We start from the raw sequence: 19,472 nt of genomic DNA, 5'->3' as shown, positions 1-19,472 counted from the left end.
AAAGCGTTGCCAAATTTTTGTAAAACATGTAGGAGCAGAATGGTTGTTAAGGTTGCTGATTTCTATTAAATTAGATGATACGACAGTCGTTTTTGGTATGCGAAATTTTTTAAAATACTTATTATAAGTATGTTATGAATTATTTTATTTTTATTTAAAAATGTTTATTGAATTACAAAGACTGCGGTGGAAAGAAATATTTATTACTTTTGTTTCATTATCCGAAACCTAACTTACGACAGCAATGACAAATTTTCATTTGAATTTTATGCGAGGATTATTATTGATACTATCTATTTATGCTATCGGTTGCATAAGTAGAGAAGATCAGCCTTTACAAGAAGAAGATTTAGTAGGTGAGGTATATTTTGAACTAAAACCAAGTGAGGAAACGGGAGTTAATTTCAGCAACAATATCAATGAAAAGTATGAAAACTTTTTTGAGTTTTTTGCTTACATATATAATGGTGGTGGTGTAGCAATTGGAGATGTGAATAATGATGGTTTACAGGATATTTACTTTACAGGCAATGAAGTAGCAGATAGATTGTATGTCAATCAAAGCAAATTTACGTTTAAAGACATTACACCTACAGCTATTAAGCAGGGACAATCTGGATGGCACAATGGGGTTTCTATGGTTGATATAAATGCGGATGGATGGTTGGACATTTATGTTTGTAGAGGAGGATGGCAAGATCAAGATAAGGATAGAACCAATTTGTTGTATATCAATCAAAAAGATGAAACTTTTGTTGAAAGTGCTTCTGAATATGGACTGGATGATGTGGGGTATTCGATGCAAGCTGCTTTCTTTGATATGGACAACGACAATGATCTTGATATGTACCTCATCAGCAGACCCGATTCCTTTTACCTCCCGTTAACACAGATGATTGCGGCAAAGGCTATTTCACCAGATAAAAATAGAGACAAACTGTATCGTAATGATAACGGAAAGTTTGTGGAAATTGGCAGGGAGGCAGGCATTGTGAATTATGCCTATTCTTTGGGTGTTTCTACTGCTGATGTGAATAATGATGGTTATATGGATATTTTTGTCGCAAATGATTACTCTACACCAGATTATTTGTACATCAATCAAGGGAATGGAACTTTTAGGGATGCAACCCAAGAAGCTATGAACCATCTTTCTTTGTTTTCGATGGGAACGGACATAAGCGATGTCAACAATGACGGTATGGAGGACATCCTTGTGATGGAAATGCGACCTGTGGATTATGTGCGTTCGAAGGTTTCGATGCCCTCAATGGATGTGCAAGGCTTCAATGCTGTGGTAGATGCAGGAATGCACAAACAATACATGCACAATATGTTGCACCTCAATCAGGGAAATGGACATTTTAGTGAAGTTTCCCAATTGGCTGGTATTTCGAAGACCGATTGGAGTTGGTCGTGTCTTTCAGCAGATTTTGACGCAGATGGGAATAGAGATTTGTTTGTCACCAATGGAATGCGTAGAGATTTGTTTGATGGAGATGTGCAGATTCGTTTGTCACAATACATACAAGAAAATAGGGCTAAATTCAAAACGCCTCAAGATTTGTTCGGACCTGGCTTCAAAGGGATTGTGGATTCTTACAAACCTATAAAAATTAACAATTTTATCTTTCAAAATGAAGGGAATCTACATTATAAAGATAAAAGTGAGGCTTGGGGAATAAATCAATCAAGTTTTTCTAATGGCGCAGCAATTGCAGATTTGGACAATGACGGGGACTTGGATATTGTAGTGAACAATATTGACGATCCAGCATTTATTTTTGAAAACAAAACGAAAAACAACAACTCATGGCTTAAAATCGACCTAAAGGGGCCTAAAGGAAATAAAAATGGAATTGGGGCGAAAGTATGGGTTTATGCTCCTCAAAAGATGCTGTATCAACAACAAAAGTTGGTAAGAGGTTATTTATCTTCTCAAGACCCTCATGTGTTTTTTGGGCTTGGAAATACACAACAAGTAGATAGTGTGGTAGTAGTTTGGTCGGATTTAAAGTCCAATGTTATAACCAATCCTCTTATTAACCAAACCATTGAAATCCTTTATAGCGATGCAGTTAATAAAGATACTCCAAAATATTTGGATGCTTCAATGTTTAAAGAACTTACCGCTTCTTTGCTTGACAAACCGTATATACACCGTGAAAATTTATTTGATGAATACAAAGATCAGGTATTGTTGCCTCATAGATTTTCTACCGCAGGCCCCAAACTTTCTTTTGCAGACATCAACGGAGATACAGTGGAAGATTTTTATGTTGGAGGTAGTAAGGGAATGGCAGGAGTTTTGTATTTGTCTGGGGGCAAAGGTTGGACTGCAAGCAAACAGCCTGTATTTGAGACGGATGCAATGTATGAGGATATGCAATCTGTTTTTTTGGATTATGATAAGGATGGCGACCAAGACATTTTTGTGGTAAGTGGTGGCAGTGAATACGCTGATGGCAATGAAAACTATCAAGATAGATTGTACCGCAATGACAACAATATTTTTGTTAAAGTAGAGCTACCCAAAGTTTTCTACAACGGGTCTGCTGCCATTGCAGAAGATTTTGACGGTGATGGTGACTTGGATATTTTTGTAGGTGGATTTGTAAAACCCAATCAATATCCTTTGTCTTCAAAGTGTTACTTATTGAAGAATGAAAATGGAAAATTTACCGATGTAGGGTCAAATTGGTTGGGCGTAGAAGGGCAAGATTTGGGTATCGTTTACGATGCCATTTCAATAAATATTGACGGTGATCCTCTTAACGAACTGGTTGTTGCAGGAGAATGGACACCTATCATAGTGTTGGATTGGGATGGTTCTAAATTTCAGAACAAAACGCAAGAATATGGTTTGGAAAAAACGAGAGGGTGGTGGGCATCCTTGCAGTTTGCAGATATGGATGGAGATGGAGACCAAGACATTATTGCAGGAAACTTGGGCGAAAACTACAAATTTAAAGTAGGGAAAGGCAGTGAATTCAAAGTCTTTGCTAATGATTTTGACGGCAATGGTACCAACGATATTTTTCTCGCCAAGGGTAGTCACAACAAACTATTGCCGATTCGAGGGAAAGAATGTTCATCACAGCAAATGCCCGATATTTCGGTACGGTTTCCCACTTTTCAGTCCTTTGCCCAAGCAGACATTGACCAAATCATTGGCACAATGATAAAAAGTTCGATAAACAAGGAAGTAGATATTTTTTCGAGTGTCATTCTCTACAATGAAGGTTCGAATTTTACCTTGGAAAATTTGCCCACTGCAGCACAATTTTCCATCATCAATGGTATTGTTGCTTCGGACTTCAACAAAGACGGAAAGACTGACTTGTTTGTGGGAGGGAATAGGTTTGATAGTGAAGTAGAAACTACTCCCGCCGATGCTTCAATGGGCTGCTTGTTGCTCAACGATGGAGAGAGAAAATTTCGTTCCATTGCACCCAAAGAAAGTGGTTTGTATATGGGGGGTGATGTAAAAGATATTTACCTGACTACTTATAGAGATAAACATGTTTTCTTTGTGTCTGAAAACAAAGGACCTTTGACTATATGGATGGAGGAGAATCAGCAAATTGATGTCCAATAAGTTGTTATTATGAAATTTATTTAAGTATCTGATAGTCAATTTTTATGAAAAGAAAATTTCAAAAATAGCAGTTTTTCTCCACTAAAAACCTACATGAAATCAATTGTAGATAATCACAATAAATTGACGATAGGAGACATTGTTTTGGATTTAATTGTAAAATCTTACTTATAACTATAAATTTACGCAATCGATTGTTTTTTGTCGATTAATTTACACACTAAATATTCTAAAATGAAAAAGATATTTTTACCAAGTTTGATATTCCTAATTTGTAATTTGTTCACGAGTTTGTTTGTACAAGCCCAGAACTCACCAATTGTTTTGGAAGTAGAGGACGCTACTGTTGGCAGTGACTTCAATGTGGATCAAGTAGGGGATGTGCGTTATGTCACTATTGGTACTAATGGAACAGCGAATAATCCACAAAGTGCCAGTCGTGTATTGAGTTTTGAAGTGACTTTTTCCAAAGCCCAAAATTATGAGTTGTATGTCAGATGTAGAGTTGGGGCAGGAGCTGCAGACGATGATAGCTTTTTTTATGGCAATGGTTTTGGAGCAAAATCACCTTCTACTGATGCAGATTGGATAAGAGTAAACAATATTTATTCAGTGGGTTATGTAGGTGGTGATCAGGTTGTAGATGGACAAGGTATTGCGGGTACAAATGTATGGAAATGGATTAATTTGTCGGAATTTACAGGAGATGCTACTCCTCGAATATTTGAAGTAACGGAAGGAGCTTTGACCCAAACATTTCAAATTGGCGCACGAGAAAACGGGTTGGATTTTGACAAGATTGCTTTTGCTCGAGCAGACTATTTCTTCACTGTCTCCAATCTCGACAATATAGAAGAAGGTACGGACAATATTGGAGGTGGTGAAAAAACTCTCCCAATTGCAGAAGGAAAACCCAAATTTTTAGGCAATGTTTACAGTGGTTCACAAGTACCTGCGTTTACGAATTATTGGAATCAGGTGACTCCCGAAAATGCTGGAAAATGGGGCAGTGTGGAAGGGACACGAGACAATATGAATTGGGGAGAATTGGATGCGGCTTATGCTTTGGCAAAAGAAAATGGACTTCTGTTCAAATTTCATGTCTTGATTTGGGGCAATCAGCAACCTTCTTGGATTGAAAATCTCCCTGCAAATGAACAATTGGAGGAAATCGTGGAGTGGTTTCAAGCGGTTGCAGCACGTTATCCTGATATAGATTTTATTGAAGTGGTGAACGAACCTATTAATGACCCTCCAAATTCTGCAGGTAGTGGAGGAGGAAACTATATCAATGCTTTGGGAGGAACTGGTGAGACGGGTTGGGATTGGATATTGGAAGCTTTCAGAATGGCGCGGCAGTATTTTCCAAATGCACAATTGATGATTAATGAATACAACATAGTGAACAATCCTAATAACATCAATACTTATACAGCTATTCTCGGTTTAAAATAATTTTAATATGACAATATACAAAAAAAAGCTTTTATTTGTGCTAAAAAGTTGAATGATAGATAATTTAATCGAAACAGTACGTAGTAATTTTGAGGAAATAAAAGACCATAGAGCATCTAATTCGACCTATACTTTGGTAAATTTACTAATGACAGGTTTTGCAATGTTTTCTCTCAAAGACCCTTCCTTATCGCACTTTCGAGGGCTATACCCTATTCGTTCAGCCAACCTTGAAAGAGTGTATGGTATAGATTCATTACCTCAGACATAGCTCTTCGAGAAGGCTTAGATGGTGTAAGTCCATCCGATTTGCAATCGAAATTCAAAGCTCCAATTGATTTATTATCAAAAAAAGGAGTGTTTAAAAGCCGTTATGTTTTAGATGGTTATGTAGCAATTCCTTTCGATGCGACGGGTCATTATTGCTCAAATAAAAAAGGTTGTCCTCAGTGTTTGGTAAAAAATCATAAGAATGGGAAACAAACATTTTATCATCAATTATTGGGAATCGCAGCGGTACATCCTAAGCAATCTACTGTTTTTCCAATTGCTTGTGAAGCAATCGTTCAGCAAGATGGAAATCAGAAAAATGATTGTGAGTTGAATGCTTGTAAACGCTTGATTCCTAAGGTGCGTAAAATGTTACCCAACGAGAAAATCATTGCTATATTTGATGCCTTATACCCCAATGGTTTTCATATCAAGGAGTTAGAAAAAGAAGATATGCGATATGTGATTGGCATTAAAGGTCAAAGTTATGTCAATATTCAGGTTCAAAGACTTCGGGAAGCAGGCAAGTTACAAAGCCGTACTTGGCAAAAAGACAATAAAACCTGTACTGCCTACTTTACAAATGGTCTTATTTTGAATGGAACTCACTTAGATGTTAAAACCAACTACTTTGAATATAAAGAAGTAGATAATCAAACAGGAAAGCAAGTTTTCTATAGCACTTGGATAACAGATATACCTATTAATGAGCAGAATATAGAGGAATTAGTTGCAGTAGCCAGAGCCAGATGGAAAATCGAAAATGAAACTTTCAATACCTTGAAAAATCAAGGCTATCATTTAGAGCATAATTATGGGCATGGAAAAAAGCATTTAACGACCAATTTTGCCTTGCTGACATTCTTAGCATTTTTAGTCGACCAAATAGCTCAACATATGGATACTTATTTTCAAAAAGCAAAGGCTACTTGTGGAACTTTCAAAGCTTTTTGGGAGAGAATTAGGGGGATTTTCTATCTAATTCCAGTGAAATCAATGAGGGCAATTTATAAATTTATTTGCCTTAATAAGCAGTTAAATATAGTTCCTTTAGAGTAAAATATATTGACCTTTTTATAAACCGAGAATAGCTGATACTTATAAACAAATCATCACTTTGTTGCAAGCCGAAAACCTCATTGACCAAGTCGGAGTACAAGCACATGCTTTTTCGACTAGAGGAAGTGCAACGGCCATAGAAGCCAATTTGAATAACTTGGCTACTACTGGTTTGCCGATTTATGTCACAGAGTTGGATATTGATGGACTTCAAGATGCTGTTCAACTTGATGATTACCAAAGATTGTTTCCTGTTTTTTGGGAACATCCTGCTGTTCAAGGAATTACTTTGTGGGGTTATCGTCCTGGAATGTGGCGTACTGATCAAGGCGCATTCCTCATTGAAGAAGATGGTGTAACAGAACGACCAGCACTCGAATGGTTGCGGTCTTATGTAGAAAGCACTTTTTTAGGTACTTATGAGTTGAGTGCCTCAGATCATATCACCGTTTTTCCCAATCCGATTACATCAAGGGAGGTAACTATTGAAGGTTTGACAAATATTGAGCGATTAGAATTATTTGATATAAGTGGTAGAAAAATTTGGGAATCAAGCCCTTCAAGCAATCTTATTTCAATAGACACAAAAATACAATCAGGTATGTATTTTATGTTTTTTTACAGCGAAAATAATGTGTATGCGAAAAAAATAGTAATACAATAGAGTAGGATTTTATTCAAGAATAACCATTGATTTTCCAAGCAGCTGTTACTTATTTCATATTGTCCTTCCCCGTATTTAAGTTTGGGTTTTTCCCAATAAAATATGGGGATTTATATTTTACATCAATAACCGAAAATAATATCAAGTGAATTCAAGACTTTTTACCAAATAACTTCCTAACTCCGCCAATAGGAACTAACTGCCAAGCACGTTCATGTAAATAGTAGATAAAAAGTTTACCAAAAAACTCAATAAAACCAATCTTAAGTGCATCCCCAACTTGACCTGTAATGATATAAGCAATTGTAATAGTTGTGCTTGTAGCAATTATTCGCCATGTAAAACCTTTGAGAATACTTCGCAAGTGCGATTCTTTTTGCGTGTTCATCGAACAAAAATAAATTTTAATTTCAAAATATTGTGTTTCAATGCCCCAAAGATAGGGCAAGTTGTCTCCTTCACCCATATCTGTACTTTAACTTTCCAATATATTTTTGCAAATTTGTGCATCCTACTTCAAAAAAACAAACAATAACTTTCATAAAAAAAGATAAACACTTATGGCAAACAATATGCAAAATACCAACTTCAATTTGGCAAGTTGTCTCGAATTTGCGGGAAAATATCACGGAAGGCAAAAGGTAGTCACCAGATTGGTTGAAAACGATGAAATTCACGAAACAACATATAGCGAAATATTGCTTCGCAGCCGAAAGTTTGCCAATGCACTCAAAGGCTTGGGTGTAGAATTTGGTGATAGAATAGGAACAATTGCACTCAATACTTACCGACATTTAGAGGCGTGGTATGCCATTTCAGGACAAGGACTTGTTTGCCACACCATCAATCCTCGATTATCACCTACTCAGTTGATTTACATCATCAACCATGCAGAAGATCAATATATACTGATAGACCCCATATTTTGGCCCATCGTTGAAAACATGCACCAACATTTTCCAAAAGTGAAGGGTTACATTGTTTTGACCGAAGAAGCCTATATGCCAAAGACTGATGTGGCGAATGTATATTGCTACGAAACGCTTTTGGAAGGGCAGTCCGACCAATTTGAATGGCCTGAATTTGACGAAAACAGTGGCTCTTCTTTGTGTTATACATCAGGAACGACAGGTAATCCCAAAGGAGTCATGTACACCCACAAATCCAACTTGTTGCACTCTTATGCTGGTGGACTGTCCGATGCCATCGGAATGACTGCAAGAGATACCGTTTTGGTGGTCGTACCTTTGTTCCATGCCAATTCATGGGGAATTGCCTATTTGGGCCCCATGACAGGTGCAACACTTCTGTTTCCTGGCAAAGCGATGGATGGTGCAAGCACTTTTGAATTGATAGACAAATACGAGGTTACATTGGCGGCAGGTGTTCCGACAGTTTGGACAAATTTGTTGGATTATGCCGATAATGTAGGTAAAAAAATGGAGTCTGTCAAAGAAGTGATTGTAGGCGGTTCTGCTGCTCCAATGTCTATGTTGAAGGCGTTTAGGGACAAGCACGATATTGATTTACTCCACGCTTGGGGCATGACCGAAATGAGCCCTTTGGGTACACTCAACCGTCCAACTCCGCCAATTTCGGCAATGCCGAAAGACCAACAATTGCAGTACCGAATCAAACAAGGTCGTCCTGTTTTTGGGGTAGATATGAAAGTGGTGGACGAAAATGGCGTTGAACTGCCGAGAGATGGCAAATCAGTTGGACACTTGTTGGTGAAAGGGAATTGGGTAGTTGATACCTACTACTTAGCCGAAGAAACTGCTTTGGACGAAAAGGGCTGGTTCGATACAGGTGACATGGCGAATATTGACGAATATGGTTATATGGAATTGGTAGACCGCTCCAAAGATTTGATCAAATCTGGGGGTGAGTGGATTAGTTCGGTGGATATGGAAAATACTGCAATGGGGCATCCCGAGGTGTTGATGGCAGCGGCTATTGCTATTCCTGACGAAAAATGGAGTGAAAGACCTTTGTTGATAGTAGTCGCAAAAGAGGGTAAAAATCCTTCAAAGGAAAGTATTTTGGAAGTTTTGGCAACGGAATTTGCTAAGTGGCAATTGCCTGATGATGTGGTCTTTGTAAATGAAATTCCATTGACCGCCACTGGTAAGTTTAGTAAACTGACCTTGCGAAAGCAGTTTGCAGATTATAAAGGATAAAGAAGTGTTGAGGTGTTGAGGTGTTGAGGTTTTTGGGTGTTGAGGTTTTGAAGTGTTTTGGACGAAAGAAGCGAGATCTAAAAAATTGATAATCACAATCTTAATCGATTAACGTAATTAAGTGCAAATATTTAATTATCAATAAATTAAATCCCTACCTCCTTTGTCCAAAGTCTAAAAGTGTTAAAGGTAAAAAAATGACAAAAGGTAAGATAAAACAACAAAAAATAGCAAGTTCAAGTGCTTGGCTGCAACAAAACAAATGGTGGCTAGTGTTGGGCATTGTTGCCTTTACCTCACTCGTTTTTTTACCTTCCCTTCAAAATGACTTTGTGAACTGGGACGACCCGGATTATGTTCTTAAAAACGACTTCATACAAGAAGCCTCCAAAGAAAACATCCTACACATTGCGACCAAACCGATAGCCTACAATTACCATCCGCTCACGATGTATTCCTTGATGTTGGACTACCAAATTTGGGACAAAAACGCCTTTGGCTACCATCTGGTGAATTTAATTATTCACTTACTCAACACCTTATTGATTTTTTATTTCGCTTACCTGTTGAGCCGTGGAAGGGTTGAAATAGCTTTGATTACTGCCTTGTTGTTTGGCATACATCCGATGCACGTAGAATCGGTGGCGTGGATTTCGGAGCGAAAAGATGTGTTGTATGTATTCTTTATGACTGCCAGTTTCATTGCTTACCTTCAATATCTACGAAAAAAAGATTGGGTGTATTATGGTTTAGCGGTTTTATGGGCAGCCTTGTCTATGTTCAGCAAACCTGCGGCAGTGGTCATTCCTTTGTTGTTGATTTGCATAGACTTCTACCTCAAACGCAAAGTTCGTCCAAAATCCATTGCAGATAAAATTCCCTTCTTTGTTTTGGCACTCATTTTCGGGATATTGACCATTGAAGCACAGACCTCGGGAGTAGCATTAGTAGGCAAAAATTTCACCATTTTGCAGCGAACGAGTTTTGTGGCTTATGGTTTTGTCATGTATTTGGTCAAACTCATTGCTCCTTTCAAATTGGCCTCGTTTTATCCCTATCCCATCAGTAGCGCAAAGGAAAGCCTCCCTCTTGTTTTCAAAATAATGCCTTTAATAGCAATGATTATTTTGGTAATAGTTGCGTGGACTTGGCGATTTACTCGGTTGATTATCTTTGCGTTTGCATTTTATTTCTTCAATGTTGTTTTGGTACTTCAATTTGTATCAGTAGGGAAAGCCATCGTTGCAGACCGATATACGTACATGGCTTACACAGGTTTATTTTTCGCCATTGGATACGGTTTTCACAAGTTGTACCACAGTCAACGAGCCTATCAAAAGCCTTTGCAAGCCATCTTATTATTGAGTGTGTTGATTTTGGGCTTGTTGAGTTTTCAGCAAACGAAGGTTTGGAAAAATGGTGAAACGATGTGGGGAAATGTGATTGAAAAATATCCGAACAGTATGGTTTATACGACTCGTGGGGATTTTTATATGAATGCCCAAGAATACGATAAGGCATTTGCCGATTTTAGTAAAGCCATTGCGCTCAATCCCAACGAATACGATGCCTACAATTTGAGGGGAAACATTCACCGCCGTGAAAAAAGATACGATGAAGCCATTGCAGACTACCAAAAAGCATTGACGATTCAGCCTCGAACACCAAAACCGATGCTCAATCTCGGTAATACTTATTTTGAACTGGGGAAAAATGATAAAGCATTGGAGCTTTACAACCAAATTATTGCAGGTGAACCCAACAATGCCAATGCTTTGTGCAATCGTGGGGCGATTTATTTTAGGCAGAAAGAATACGATAAAGCTTTGGCTGATTTGACGAAAGCCATTGCTATTGATGAAGATTATTTTGATGCCTACATGAATCGTGGAGTTGTGTATAGTGTCACGAACCGTTTTGATGAATCGCTACAAGATTATGGAAAATGCTTATCTTTGCAGCCCAATAATGCCAATATTTTGCGGTTTAGAGCCATTGCGCATCAACAACTTCAAAACCATACGGCTGCAATCAAAGACTTCAATCAATTGTTGCAGCTTCGACCAAATAGTGCGTCATTTTATTTGGAGCGTTCCAAATCTCATTTTGCAATGGGAAACAAGGCATTGGCATTGAAGGATGCAGCAAAGGCAAAAGAGTTGGGGGCAGTAATTGAGGAGGCTTATTGGCGGTCATTGCAGTGAGAAAAGTAATTGATTTTTTATTTTGATAATTTTATAATGATTTGCTTATCAGCACTATTTGTGAAATCTTTAAAATCTGAGATTAAAAATTATGGCAAAATTAAAATCAGAAGGTAAATGTTTATACTGTGATAAAGTGGCAAGTAAAGCGGGCATTAGCAAACACTTGGAAACACATTTGAAGAAAATGGAAGTGACTCCAAAAGAAGGAAGGCAATATTTTCATATTCGAGTGGAAGCAGATTTGATGTTTCTGCAATTGTTGATTTCGGGCGATGCAACTTTCAAGAAATTAGACAGCTATTTGCGTAAAATATGGTTGGAATGTTGTGGACACATGAGTCAATTTGGTGGTTGGGGCAATAAGATTGGAATGAGCAAAAAGGTGAAAGACTACTTTTACCAAGGCTTCAAAACCGACTATCAATATGATTTTGGGTCTACAACTGGACTCACCATCAAAGTCATTGAAGAACATTATCTTTCAGAAAAACAGGATATTGTATTGATTTCTCGCAATGAACCTTTGGAAATATACTGTCACACTTGCGGAAAAAAACCTGCAACCCAAATTTGTACAGTACATTTGGGCGAAGGAGAAAGTTTTTTTTGTGAAGATTGTGTAAAAAAGCACGAAAAAGAATGTGAGGATGCAGAATACGCCTTGATGCCTGTGGTCAATTCTCCGAGAATGGGGGTTTGTGGATATATGGGTGGTTCAATAGATGAAAAACGAGATGGCGTTTTTGAAGTTTCCAAATAATTGGAACTAAATTCATTTCTCTCATTTTTGAACGAAATTAGTGCATAAGGTGTATATAAGAGATAAAAACAACGCAAAACTGACGTATTTTTCATCAAAAAAGATTAACTTAGTCAATTGCTGCAAAAACAACAGCGAATTAAATAACAAGCTAAAAACTAACAAACATGGTTCCTGAATCAATAACTGCTGTGGCTAACCCCTCAAAGTCACGCACTTCAAAGTTGGACATAGACATCATCAGAGCAAAAAAGTCTAGGATTTCGGAAGTCGACTTTCACAATATCCCTTTTGGACGTATCTTCTCCGACCATATTTTTGTAGTAGATTACAAAGATGGTCAGTGGCAAAAGCCGCAAATCAGACCTTTCGACAATATGAGCATTTCTCCTGCTTGCTCCGCCTTACATTATGGGCAATCTATATTTGAAGGAATGAAAGCCAACTTGGATGAAAGCACAGGTGAAGTTTTGTTGTTTCGTCCTGAGAAGAACGCTGAACGCTTGAACAATTCTGCGATTCGTATGGGAATGCCAACTTTACCCGTAGAAACCTACGTTGAAGGCTTAAAAGCATTGATTGACATAGACCGTCAATGGGTGCCAGATGTAGAAGATACGGCATTGTATATCAGACCTTTCATGTTTGCGAATGATCATTTTATTGGCGTAAAAAAAGCTGCAAATTACCGTTTCATTATTTTTACTTGTCCAGTAGGAGCATATTATGACAAACCTGTAAGTGTGTGGATTGAAAAAGATTTCAAACGTGCTTTCCCCGGTGGAACAGGGGCTGCAAAGGCTGCTGGCAACTATGCTGCAACGTTGTATCCTGCAAGTTTGGTGAACGAAAAAGGCTATGACCAAATTTTGTGGACAGATGGTTTGGAATCGAAGTATGTAGAAGAAATTGGCACAATGAATGTATTCTTTGTAATTGATGGTAAAGCAATTACACCTGAATTAGACGGTACGATTTTGGAAGGAATTACCCGTGAAAGTATTGTACAATTGATGAAAGACCGAGGCATTGAAGTAGAAGAAAGAAAATTAAGTGTCGAAGAGATTTTGGCAGCACACAAAAATCATACACTACAAGAAGTATCTGGTGTGGGAACGGCTGCAACGATTACCCACATTTCGGGCTTGGGTTACGAAGATGTGCATTATGAATTGCCGCCCGTGGCAGATAGAAAAATATCTAACAGCATTAGAGAAGAATTGGTGAATATCAAGTTGGGTATCGCAGAGGACAAGCATAACTGGATTGTGCGGGTTTAGATTACAGACTCTTTTGATGGAATATACAGCATAGAAAAGCAAACAGTATACATTGACGTATTTTGTTTGCTTTTTTTTGTGTGGCCAAAATAGAATAACTCTCCAATTTCATTTGAGCTTCAAATACAAAGCCCCGTTTACAATTTTGATGGTAAACGGGGCTTTGTGCTTTTACTATTTATTCGATGAATGACAAAAGGTTACTTCCCTTTTTCGAGCCAAATACCCACAAAGAAAGAACCGATAATCAAAAAAGCGATGGTTGAAAATGCCCAGACCATAGTGTTGTTATTTTAAGTGATGAAATTGTTTTCTTCTTATTAAGTTCTGCAAATTTAACCAATTGTCAGTAGTAAGAACAAAATTTTCAAAAAATAGTCGTGCCTCACCTTCAAAAGTTCTAATTTGAGCCACGTTTTATTATTTCATTTCTAAAAATTCGTTGAATAACATGGAAGAAAAATTACCGATTATCGCTCAAAAATCTCCCTTCAAGATTGATATTGAGGCTGATAAGAACTATGCGTGGTGTACTTGTGGCAAAAGCGACAAACAGCCGTTTTGTGATGGTTCGCACAAAACCACTGAGATGCGCCCTAAAGTGGTCAAATTTGAAGAAGCCAAAACAGTGTTTTGGTGTGGTTGTAAGCATACAACCAATGAATTTGGATTGTGTGATGGCACGCACAAAAGTCTATAAAAATGGACAGCTGCTTTCAAAAATGATACACTGTGTATAGAACCGATGACAAAGTATATCACTGCAAAGATTAATAGGTCATAGTAATATCATAAAAAATCTAAAACTGATCCTATCTAGTCAAAATAGTCATTTTCTCTAAAGTTGGCACATGATTTGAAATAGATGAAATGGTTTTAGATTTTTATGGTTAAGTAAATTAGTGGTTAATTTTAGGGGTAGCTGGTAACTACCCCTTTTTTTATTTCAAAAAAAACTCAAGGACAAATAGAATAATTGAGTTTAAGATTTAGTTCTTCAATAACCTACTTGCTGTACTTCTACTTTGTTGAACCACCATCTTCCGCCATTGTCTTCATTTTGTATATCCAAATTGATATAACCACTTCCTTCTGCTAATAGAATCACCTGAAATTCATACGGTTCAGCATTGCTACTTTTTGCCGTTTTGGACAAACTAATGGCTGTATTTTCTCCTCCAATTGCATAATTCAAATTCAAAGAGACATCTCTACTTCTTTTGTCAGGCACCATTCGGGTAATAACTGTTACTATATAACTTTTCCCTTTTTGTGCTGCAAAAGAAGCAATTGCACTACTTCGGTACATCATCGCTTCGTTTGCCAAAAAAATCACCTCATAAGGAGACTTCAACAACAAGCTTGCTTGTCCTTGGACAATTGGCTGAAGAACAGTTAATTCAATCGTTTTGCTCAAAGGTTTTAGTTGAGTTGCTTCAACTCTTCTGAAAAGCATGGGGGATTCTTTTTTCAACGCCATTGCAGTAGTTGTTCTGTTGGAGGCATCTCCTTGATTCAATTGTCGGGTTTGCATTTGGGCTGGATTGAAGTCAGGTATTGTAGCAATGGGTTGCGTACTGATTAGGTTGCTCGCTACTTTTAGCACCATTAAATCTTTGTCGTGTCCGCTTGAAGGTACGGTATTGCGGCTTGCCAAAATTTTTGGGTCGGGATCTACTTTTGAAGTGCTACTCTGTTCAGAAGTTCTCTGTGCTTGTAGATTGTGGGAAAAAAATAATCCTAAAAGTATAATCCAGCAAAAAGATAAAGATACATTGAAGGAAAGTTTCATGGTTTAAATGGTTTGTTGATGATGAAATAAAAAATAGAATTCTATCGAAGTTAACGATTTTATCCAACTAAACATTGTTTTTCCCTCCTTAATGAATCAATAGTTGAGGATGTTACCGCTTTTTGTAACTTTGTTTTGATTGAGTTGATTGTGAATTGGTTTGTAACAAAAAAAGGATTTTTATCCAATGCAACTTTTCATTTTAGATAAGTCATTAGGTCAAAGAAAACCTTTCTGTAAACAAAATATAGTCTCTACAATAATGAAAAACCTTCAGCCAAAGTACCATCATTTTTGGATAGCATATTTTTTGTCATTATTCTTATATTCTTGCAATACAAATAGATCAGGTTCTATTGCTCCAAAAGTTGACCAAAAAGAACCCAAAGATTTCTCCAAACAATTAGACTCTTTAGATAGAGATTTAGCTTCTATCCAAACAGAAAACAAATTGCCAGGATTTGCAGTCGCTATTTTCGACAAAGACAAAATATTCTACCAAAAAGGGTTTGGTTATGCAGACCTTGCTGCCCAAAAACCCTACACTCCCGAAAGTGTTCAAATCATTGCTTCTGTCACCAAAACCCTGATAGGGGTTTCGCTGATGAAAGCCGTTGAAGCAGGGTTACTGTCTTTAGATGATGAAATCAACGACTACCTTCCCTTCAAAGTAATCAATCCCCAATTTCCTGACGACCCTATCACCATCAGACACTTAGCTAGCCATACTTCCTCGATTGCAGACACCAAAAAATCCGACAAAGGCTACCGATTTGAAAGCCCATTGAAGAAGGAGGATTTTGCAGAAGCCTATCACCCCATTTTAGCTTTATACAATAAAACCGAGAAGATTTCGATGGCAGATTTTCTGCAATACAAGTTGGGTGACACTGGAAAATGGTATGAAAAAGAAGTGTTTACTGCAAATAGGCCTGGCACTACTTACAAATACAGCAATCTTGGAGCGACTTTGTTGGCATATATTGTGGAATTAGTAACAAAAGTACCTTTTTATGAATATACAACACAGTATATTTTTAAGCCTTTGAATATGAGTGCTTCTACATGGAATTTGAAGAAAGTCAATCCCCAAAAACACGTTACCTACTACAACGAGCTTTTGAATGAAGTGCCTAAATACCACATCATTACCTATCCCGATGGGGGCTTGTATAGCTCTGTTGCCGATTTGACCAAATACTTGCAAGAAATGATAAAAGGCTATAATGGGGAAAGTGAATTGCTGACCAAAGATTCTTTCAGAGAAATGATGAGTAAACAATCAAAAGTGGTGGATTTGCCCGATGGCATCTGTTGGGATTTGTCTTTTTCTTGCTGCATTGGTCACGCAGGCAATGATTTTGGGACGAATACGCTGATGTATTTTGAACCAGAAAGTGGAATTGGTAGAATTCTTTTCACCAACATTTCACTTGAAAAGGAGGAATTGGAGGAAGCTTTTTTTGAGATATTCAATACCCTGTTTAAGTATCAGTTCAAGTAGCTGCAAATAGACCTACTCAAAAAGCACCACCTTCTCCCATTGCGGCAACAAATTGACCTTCAATCCATTTCGTTTTGCAACCTCTCGCTCCACCGCTTCAAAACTTTTCATTGTTTTGCCCGCAACCCAATCCGCCAACAACATTGGCCCTCGAATCGGTTGGCGAATCGAACTTACAAAAGCATCCCAATGCACCAAATACACCTGTTGGGCATCCAACTCATCCACGATTTCTTTGAAGTAAGTAGCATGATATTCTGGCGTTTGTGCGCCCAAACCACCAATTCCTATCAACACAATATCCGTTTGAATCCCCTCCAAACTGCCTTCCAACCATCCTGCACTGCTCTGCAAGACAAAGCTACCTTTGGGATGTTCGAACAACAAAGTGTAAGCCCCGCCCATTTTGTAGTCCAAAGCTGGAACAGGAGGCACAAGCGGCTCGGTAATTTCTTGTTTTCCACCCAAAGTACGCTCTCTTAGTTCAGGGTTGGCAAACTCAAAATGTCGGGATAGAATCGGTGTGATGGTGAATTGACCAATTTTGATGGGCTGTTTGTTCTCAAACAATTGCATCTGATTTTCGGGCAAATTCCAACCCCGTCCGATGTTGAGCGTAGATTCAGAGCCATACATTGTGGCTCCTGTCAATCGGGCAACTTCGGGGGCATCTATGGCGTGGTCAAAATGGGAATGTGTCACAAAAACAGCGTCTAATTCATTCAATCCTAAACGCTGCAAACTCCATCGAATGTCTGTCGTATCAGGTTGGACTACTCCAAAAACCATATCTATCGCAGTAGGACGAGTAAAAAATCCATCGGTCATCAAAGTAGTCGAATCGTCCGAAATCACCACCGTACTCACTCCCACAAACTGAACCGTTACCGCACCCATTGAAGGATTGGGAGTTGGTGCAACTTCCCATTCTTTGTATTTCCCGATGTCGACAAAGGTGTGGATGGAATAGAAAAAAATGGTGGATGCGATTGCAGCCAAAACAAGGAGAAATAGGATGATTTTTTTTAGGATGTTCATGTTGTGATAGTGATTGGTAAATGGTGACAAGTAATTTGGTAAAGAAATGATATTTTTTCACCATTGCCAAATCATTTTCAATTCTTGAAAGCACAAATTGCAGGCACTCGTTCCTCCCATTTTACCACTTTCTCCATCTGATACGCCAACTGAAATAAAGTCGTTTCGTCCCCAAACTTCGACACTATTTGAACACCAATCGGCAAATTGTCGCCATTCCAAAACGTAGGAACAGAAGCGGCAGGTTGTCCAGTGATGTTGAAGATAGCGGTCATGGGTGAAAATTCCGAAGCTTTTTTCATCGCCGCCAATGGGTTATCAGCATTTTGTTGGATAAAACCAATCGGCACAGGCGGCAATGCCAAAGCAGGACTCAACCACACATCTATTTCCACAAATTGCGTCATTATGCTGCGAGCAAGTTTGTGCATTCCCAATCTCGCCAACTCATAATCCGCCGCATTGACCTGCTGCGAAAGTTGGTACAAGCCCCAAGTCAAAGGCTCGACCATCGTTTTGGGCGGTTCTTTGCCTGTCATTTTTTTCATCATCGCCAAAGCCGAAGTTGCACCAGCCGCCCAGAGTGTGGTAAAAATTTCTCCAATTTGCCGACCATTGAAGGGCATCTTCAATGGCATTTCAAAAACCTCATGCCCCAAAGACTGACACAATTCCACCGCTTCAACGGTTGCTTTTCTGCAATCGTCATGCACGTTTCCGCCCATTGGTGTATCCAAACAATAGCCGATTTTGAGTTTGCGGACAGGCTCACTAAGTGCCTCCAAATAGCTCTCCGATTTGGGAGGAGGGTAATAAATGCTGTCGATTTCGTTGCCTTCGGTGAGGTCGAGAATTGCAGCAGAATCCCGCACACTTCGGGTCAAAACGTGTTCTGCCACCAAACCACTTATGAGTTCACTAAAATTGGGACCCAAGGGATTGCGCCCCCTTGTCGGCTTCAATCCAAACAGTCCACAGCAAGAAGCGGGAATCCGAATCGAACCACCTCCATCGTTGCCATGTGCCACTGAAACTATCCTTGCCGCAACCGCTGCCGCAGAACCTCCACTCGAACCGCCTGGGGTCAAATCGGTATTCCACGGATTGCGGGTTGCACCAAAAGTATGGGGTTCGGTGACAGGCATCAAGCCAAATTCGGGCATGTTCGTTTTGCCAATCACAATAAAACCTGCATTTTTGAAGCGAACCACCAATTCGCTATCGTATTGTGCCACAAAGTTTTGAAACAATCCCGAACCACTTGTCATTCTCACCCCTTTGTAGGCTGCAATGCCATCTTTCAAGAGCATCGGCACACCTGCAAAAGGTGCGTTTTTGTCCACATTTTCGGCTGCTGTCCTCGCTTCATCATACATTGGAGTAATCACTGCATTGAGTTGAGGGTTCAATTCTTCAATGGCATCAATGGATAAATTGACCAATTCTAATGCCGAAATTTCGCCTTTGCGAATCAAAGCTGCTTGTGCAGTTGCGTCTAATCTGAGAATCGTATTCATGTGTTTACGTTGATAGTTGTGTTTGGGTGTTTGGGAATATGAGTAAAATCATCAATCAAACATACACCCGTTTTGAGCATCCAAATAGGCATACACACTATATTTTTAGACTTTGGACGAAAGAAGTAGGAAGTAAGATGCAAGATAT

15 protein-coding genes are annotated in these 19,472 nt (G+C 38.6%); 11 read left to right on the top strand and 4 right to left on the bottom strand.

The window, feature by feature from the left end; genetic code table 11:
- The first annotated feature begins 268 nt into the window (after positions 1–268).
- The 5 genes from R3E32_04110 (at position 269) to R3E32_04090 (ending at position 7,046) form a co-directional block, all read left to right on the top strand.
- A complete protein-coding gene (locus R3E32_04110; protein ID MEZ4883902.1) occupies positions 269–3,598 on the top strand; it encodes a VCBS repeat-containing protein in 3,330 nt (1,109 codons plus the stop codon).
- Between the two features lie 234 nt (positions 3,599–3,832).
- Positions 3,833–5,053, top strand: coding sequence for an endo-1,4-beta-xylanase (locus tag R3E32_04105; protein ID MEZ4883901.1), 1,221 nt, complete (start codon positions 3,833–3,835; stop codon positions 5,051–5,053).
- Positions 5,054–5,105: 52 nt separating this feature from the next.
- Positions 5,106–5,324 (top strand): hypothetical protein, encoded by a 219-nt coding sequence (locus R3E32_04100; GenBank protein ID MEZ4883900.1) that lies wholly within the window; start codon positions 5,106–5,108, stop codon positions 5,322–5,324.
- 38 nt (positions 5,325–5,362) lie between these two features.
- On the top strand, positions 5,363–6,382 hold the full coding sequence (locus tag R3E32_04095; GenBank protein MEZ4883899.1) for a transposase: 1,020 nt from the start codon (positions 5,363–5,365) through the stop codon (positions 6,380–6,382).
- Between the two features lie 28 nt (positions 6,383–6,410).
- The gene (locus tag R3E32_04090) at positions 6,411–7,046 is read left to right on the top strand and encodes an endo-1,4-beta-xylanase (GenBank protein MEZ4883898.1); all 636 of its coding nucleotides are present in this window, start codon (positions 6,411–6,413) and stop codon (positions 7,044–7,046) included.
- 151 nt (positions 7,047–7,197) lie between these two features.
- Here the strand turns inward: R3E32_04090 and R3E32_04085 are convergent, their stop codons facing one another.
- Entirely contained in the window at positions 7,198–7,434 is a 237-nt protein-coding gene (locus tag R3E32_04085) for a DUF2061 domain-containing protein (protein ID MEZ4883897.1), read from the bottom strand.
- Positions 7,435–7,606: 172 nt separating this feature from the next.
- Here R3E32_04085 and R3E32_04080 point away from each other — a divergent pair, with 172 nt between their 5' ends.
- From R3E32_04080 to R3E32_04060, 5 genes are all read left to right on the top strand, one after another.
- The gene (locus R3E32_04080) at positions 7,607–9,226 is read left to right on the top strand and encodes a long-chain fatty acid--CoA ligase (GenBank protein MEZ4883896.1); all 1,620 of its coding nucleotides are present in this window, start codon (positions 7,607–7,609) and stop codon (positions 9,224–9,226) included.
- Between the two features lie 197 nt (positions 9,227–9,423).
- Complete coding sequence (locus tag R3E32_04075) at positions 9,424–11,430, top strand: tetratricopeptide repeat protein (GenBank protein ID MEZ4883895.1); 2,007 nt, start codon at positions 9,424–9,426, stop codon at positions 11,428–11,430.
- Positions 11,431–11,521: 91 nt separating this feature from the next.
- Positions 11,522–12,193, top strand: coding sequence for a hypothetical protein (locus tag R3E32_04070; GenBank protein MEZ4883894.1), 672 nt, complete (start codon positions 11,522–11,524; stop codon positions 12,191–12,193).
- A 167-nt stretch (positions 12,194–12,360) separates the two neighbouring features.
- Positions 12,361–13,473 carry a branched-chain amino acid aminotransferase gene (locus tag R3E32_04065; GenBank protein ID MEZ4883893.1) on the top strand — a complete coding sequence of 371 codons (1,113 nt, stop codon included), beginning with the start codon at positions 12,361–12,363 and terminating at the stop codon, positions 13,471–13,473.
- Between the two features lie 451 nt (positions 13,474–13,924).
- Positions 13,925–14,173 (top strand): CDGSH iron-sulfur domain-containing protein, encoded by a 249-nt coding sequence (locus tag R3E32_04060; protein ID MEZ4883892.1) that lies wholly within the window; start codon positions 13,925–13,927, stop codon positions 14,171–14,173.
- A 297-nt stretch (positions 14,174–14,470) separates the two neighbouring features.
- Here R3E32_04060 and R3E32_04055 read toward each other — a convergent pair whose 3' ends face one another.
- Positions 14,471–15,265, bottom strand: a complete 795-nt coding sequence (locus R3E32_04055; protein MEZ4883891.1) for a hypothetical protein — start codon at positions 15,263–15,265, stop codon at positions 14,471–14,473.
- 262 nt (positions 15,266–15,527) lie between these two features.
- Between R3E32_04055 and R3E32_04050 the strand changes: the two genes are divergently transcribed.
- Positions 15,528–16,769, top strand: a complete 1,242-nt coding sequence (locus R3E32_04050) for a serine hydrolase domain-containing protein (GenBank protein ID MEZ4883890.1) — start codon at positions 15,528–15,530, stop codon at positions 16,767–16,769.
- A gap of 12 nt (positions 16,770–16,781) precedes the next feature.
- Here R3E32_04050 and R3E32_04045 read toward each other — a convergent pair whose 3' ends face one another.
- Together R3E32_04045 and R3E32_04040 are read right to left on the bottom strand one after the other, a co-directional pair.
- The gene (locus R3E32_04045; protein MEZ4883889.1) at positions 16,782–17,807 is read right to left on the bottom strand and encodes an MBL fold metallo-hydrolase; all 1,026 of its coding nucleotides are present in this window, start codon (positions 17,805–17,807) and stop codon (positions 16,782–16,784) included.
- A gap of 77 nt (positions 17,808–17,884) precedes the next feature.
- Positions 17,885–19,324 carry an amidase gene (locus R3E32_04040; protein ID MEZ4883888.1) on the bottom strand — a complete coding sequence of 480 codons (1,440 nt, stop codon included), beginning with the start codon at positions 19,322–19,324 and terminating at the stop codon, positions 17,885–17,887.
- Positions 19,325–19,472 lie beyond the last annotated feature (148 nt).

This window comes from Chitinophagales bacterium (genome assembly GCA_041392475.1).
GTDB lineage: Bacteria > Bacteroidota > Bacteroidia > Chitinophagales > UBA2359 > JAUHXA01.
The sequence above is the reverse complement of the archived record's forward strand: the minus strand, read 5'-3'. Positions and strand labels throughout refer to the sequence as shown.

Excerpts from the sequence above, each read along its gene's own strand:
- R3E32_04110 (MEZ4883902.1), top strand. The coding sequence starts at position 269 with ATGCGAGGATTATTATTGATACTATCTATTTATGCTATCGGTTGCATA.
- R3E32_04105 (MEZ4883901.1), top strand. The coding sequence starts at position 3,833 with ATGAAAAAGATATTTTTACCAAGTTTGATATTCCTAATTTGTAATTTG.
- R3E32_04100 (MEZ4883900.1), top strand. The coding sequence starts at position 5,106 with ATGATAGATAATTTAATCGAAACAGTACGTAGTAATTTTGAGGAAATA.
- R3E32_04085 (MEZ4883897.1), bottom strand. The coding sequence starts at position 7,434 with ATGAACACGCAAAAAGAATCGCACTTGCGAAGTATTCTCAAAGGTTTT.
- R3E32_04080 (MEZ4883896.1), top strand. The coding sequence starts at position 7,607 with ATGGCAAACAATATGCAAAATACCAACTTCAATTTGGCAAGTTGTCTC.
- R3E32_04075 (MEZ4883895.1), top strand. The coding sequence starts at position 9,424 with ATGACAAAAGGTAAGATAAAACAACAAAAAATAGCAAGTTCAAGTGCT.
- R3E32_04070 (MEZ4883894.1), top strand. The coding sequence starts at position 11,522 with ATGGCAAAATTAAAATCAGAAGGTAAATGTTTATACTGTGATAAAGTG.
- R3E32_04065 (MEZ4883893.1), top strand. The coding sequence starts at position 12,361 with ATGGTTCCTGAATCAATAACTGCTGTGGCTAACCCCTCAAAGTCACGC.
- R3E32_04060 (MEZ4883892.1), top strand. The coding sequence starts at position 13,925 with ATGGAAGAAAAATTACCGATTATCGCTCAAAAATCTCCCTTCAAGATT.
- R3E32_04055 (MEZ4883891.1), bottom strand. The coding sequence starts at position 15,265 with ATGAAACTTTCCTTCAATGTATCTTTATCTTTTTGCTGGATTATACTT.
- R3E32_04050 (MEZ4883890.1), top strand. The coding sequence starts at position 15,528 with ATGAAAAACCTTCAGCCAAAGTACCATCATTTTTGGATAGCATATTTT.
- R3E32_04045 (MEZ4883889.1), bottom strand. The coding sequence starts at position 17,807 with ATGAACATCCTAAAAAAAATCATCCTATTTCTCCTTGTTTTGGCTGCA.
- R3E32_04040 (MEZ4883888.1), bottom strand. The coding sequence starts at position 19,324 with ATGAATACGATTCTCAGATTAGACGCAACTGCACAAGCAGCTTTGATT.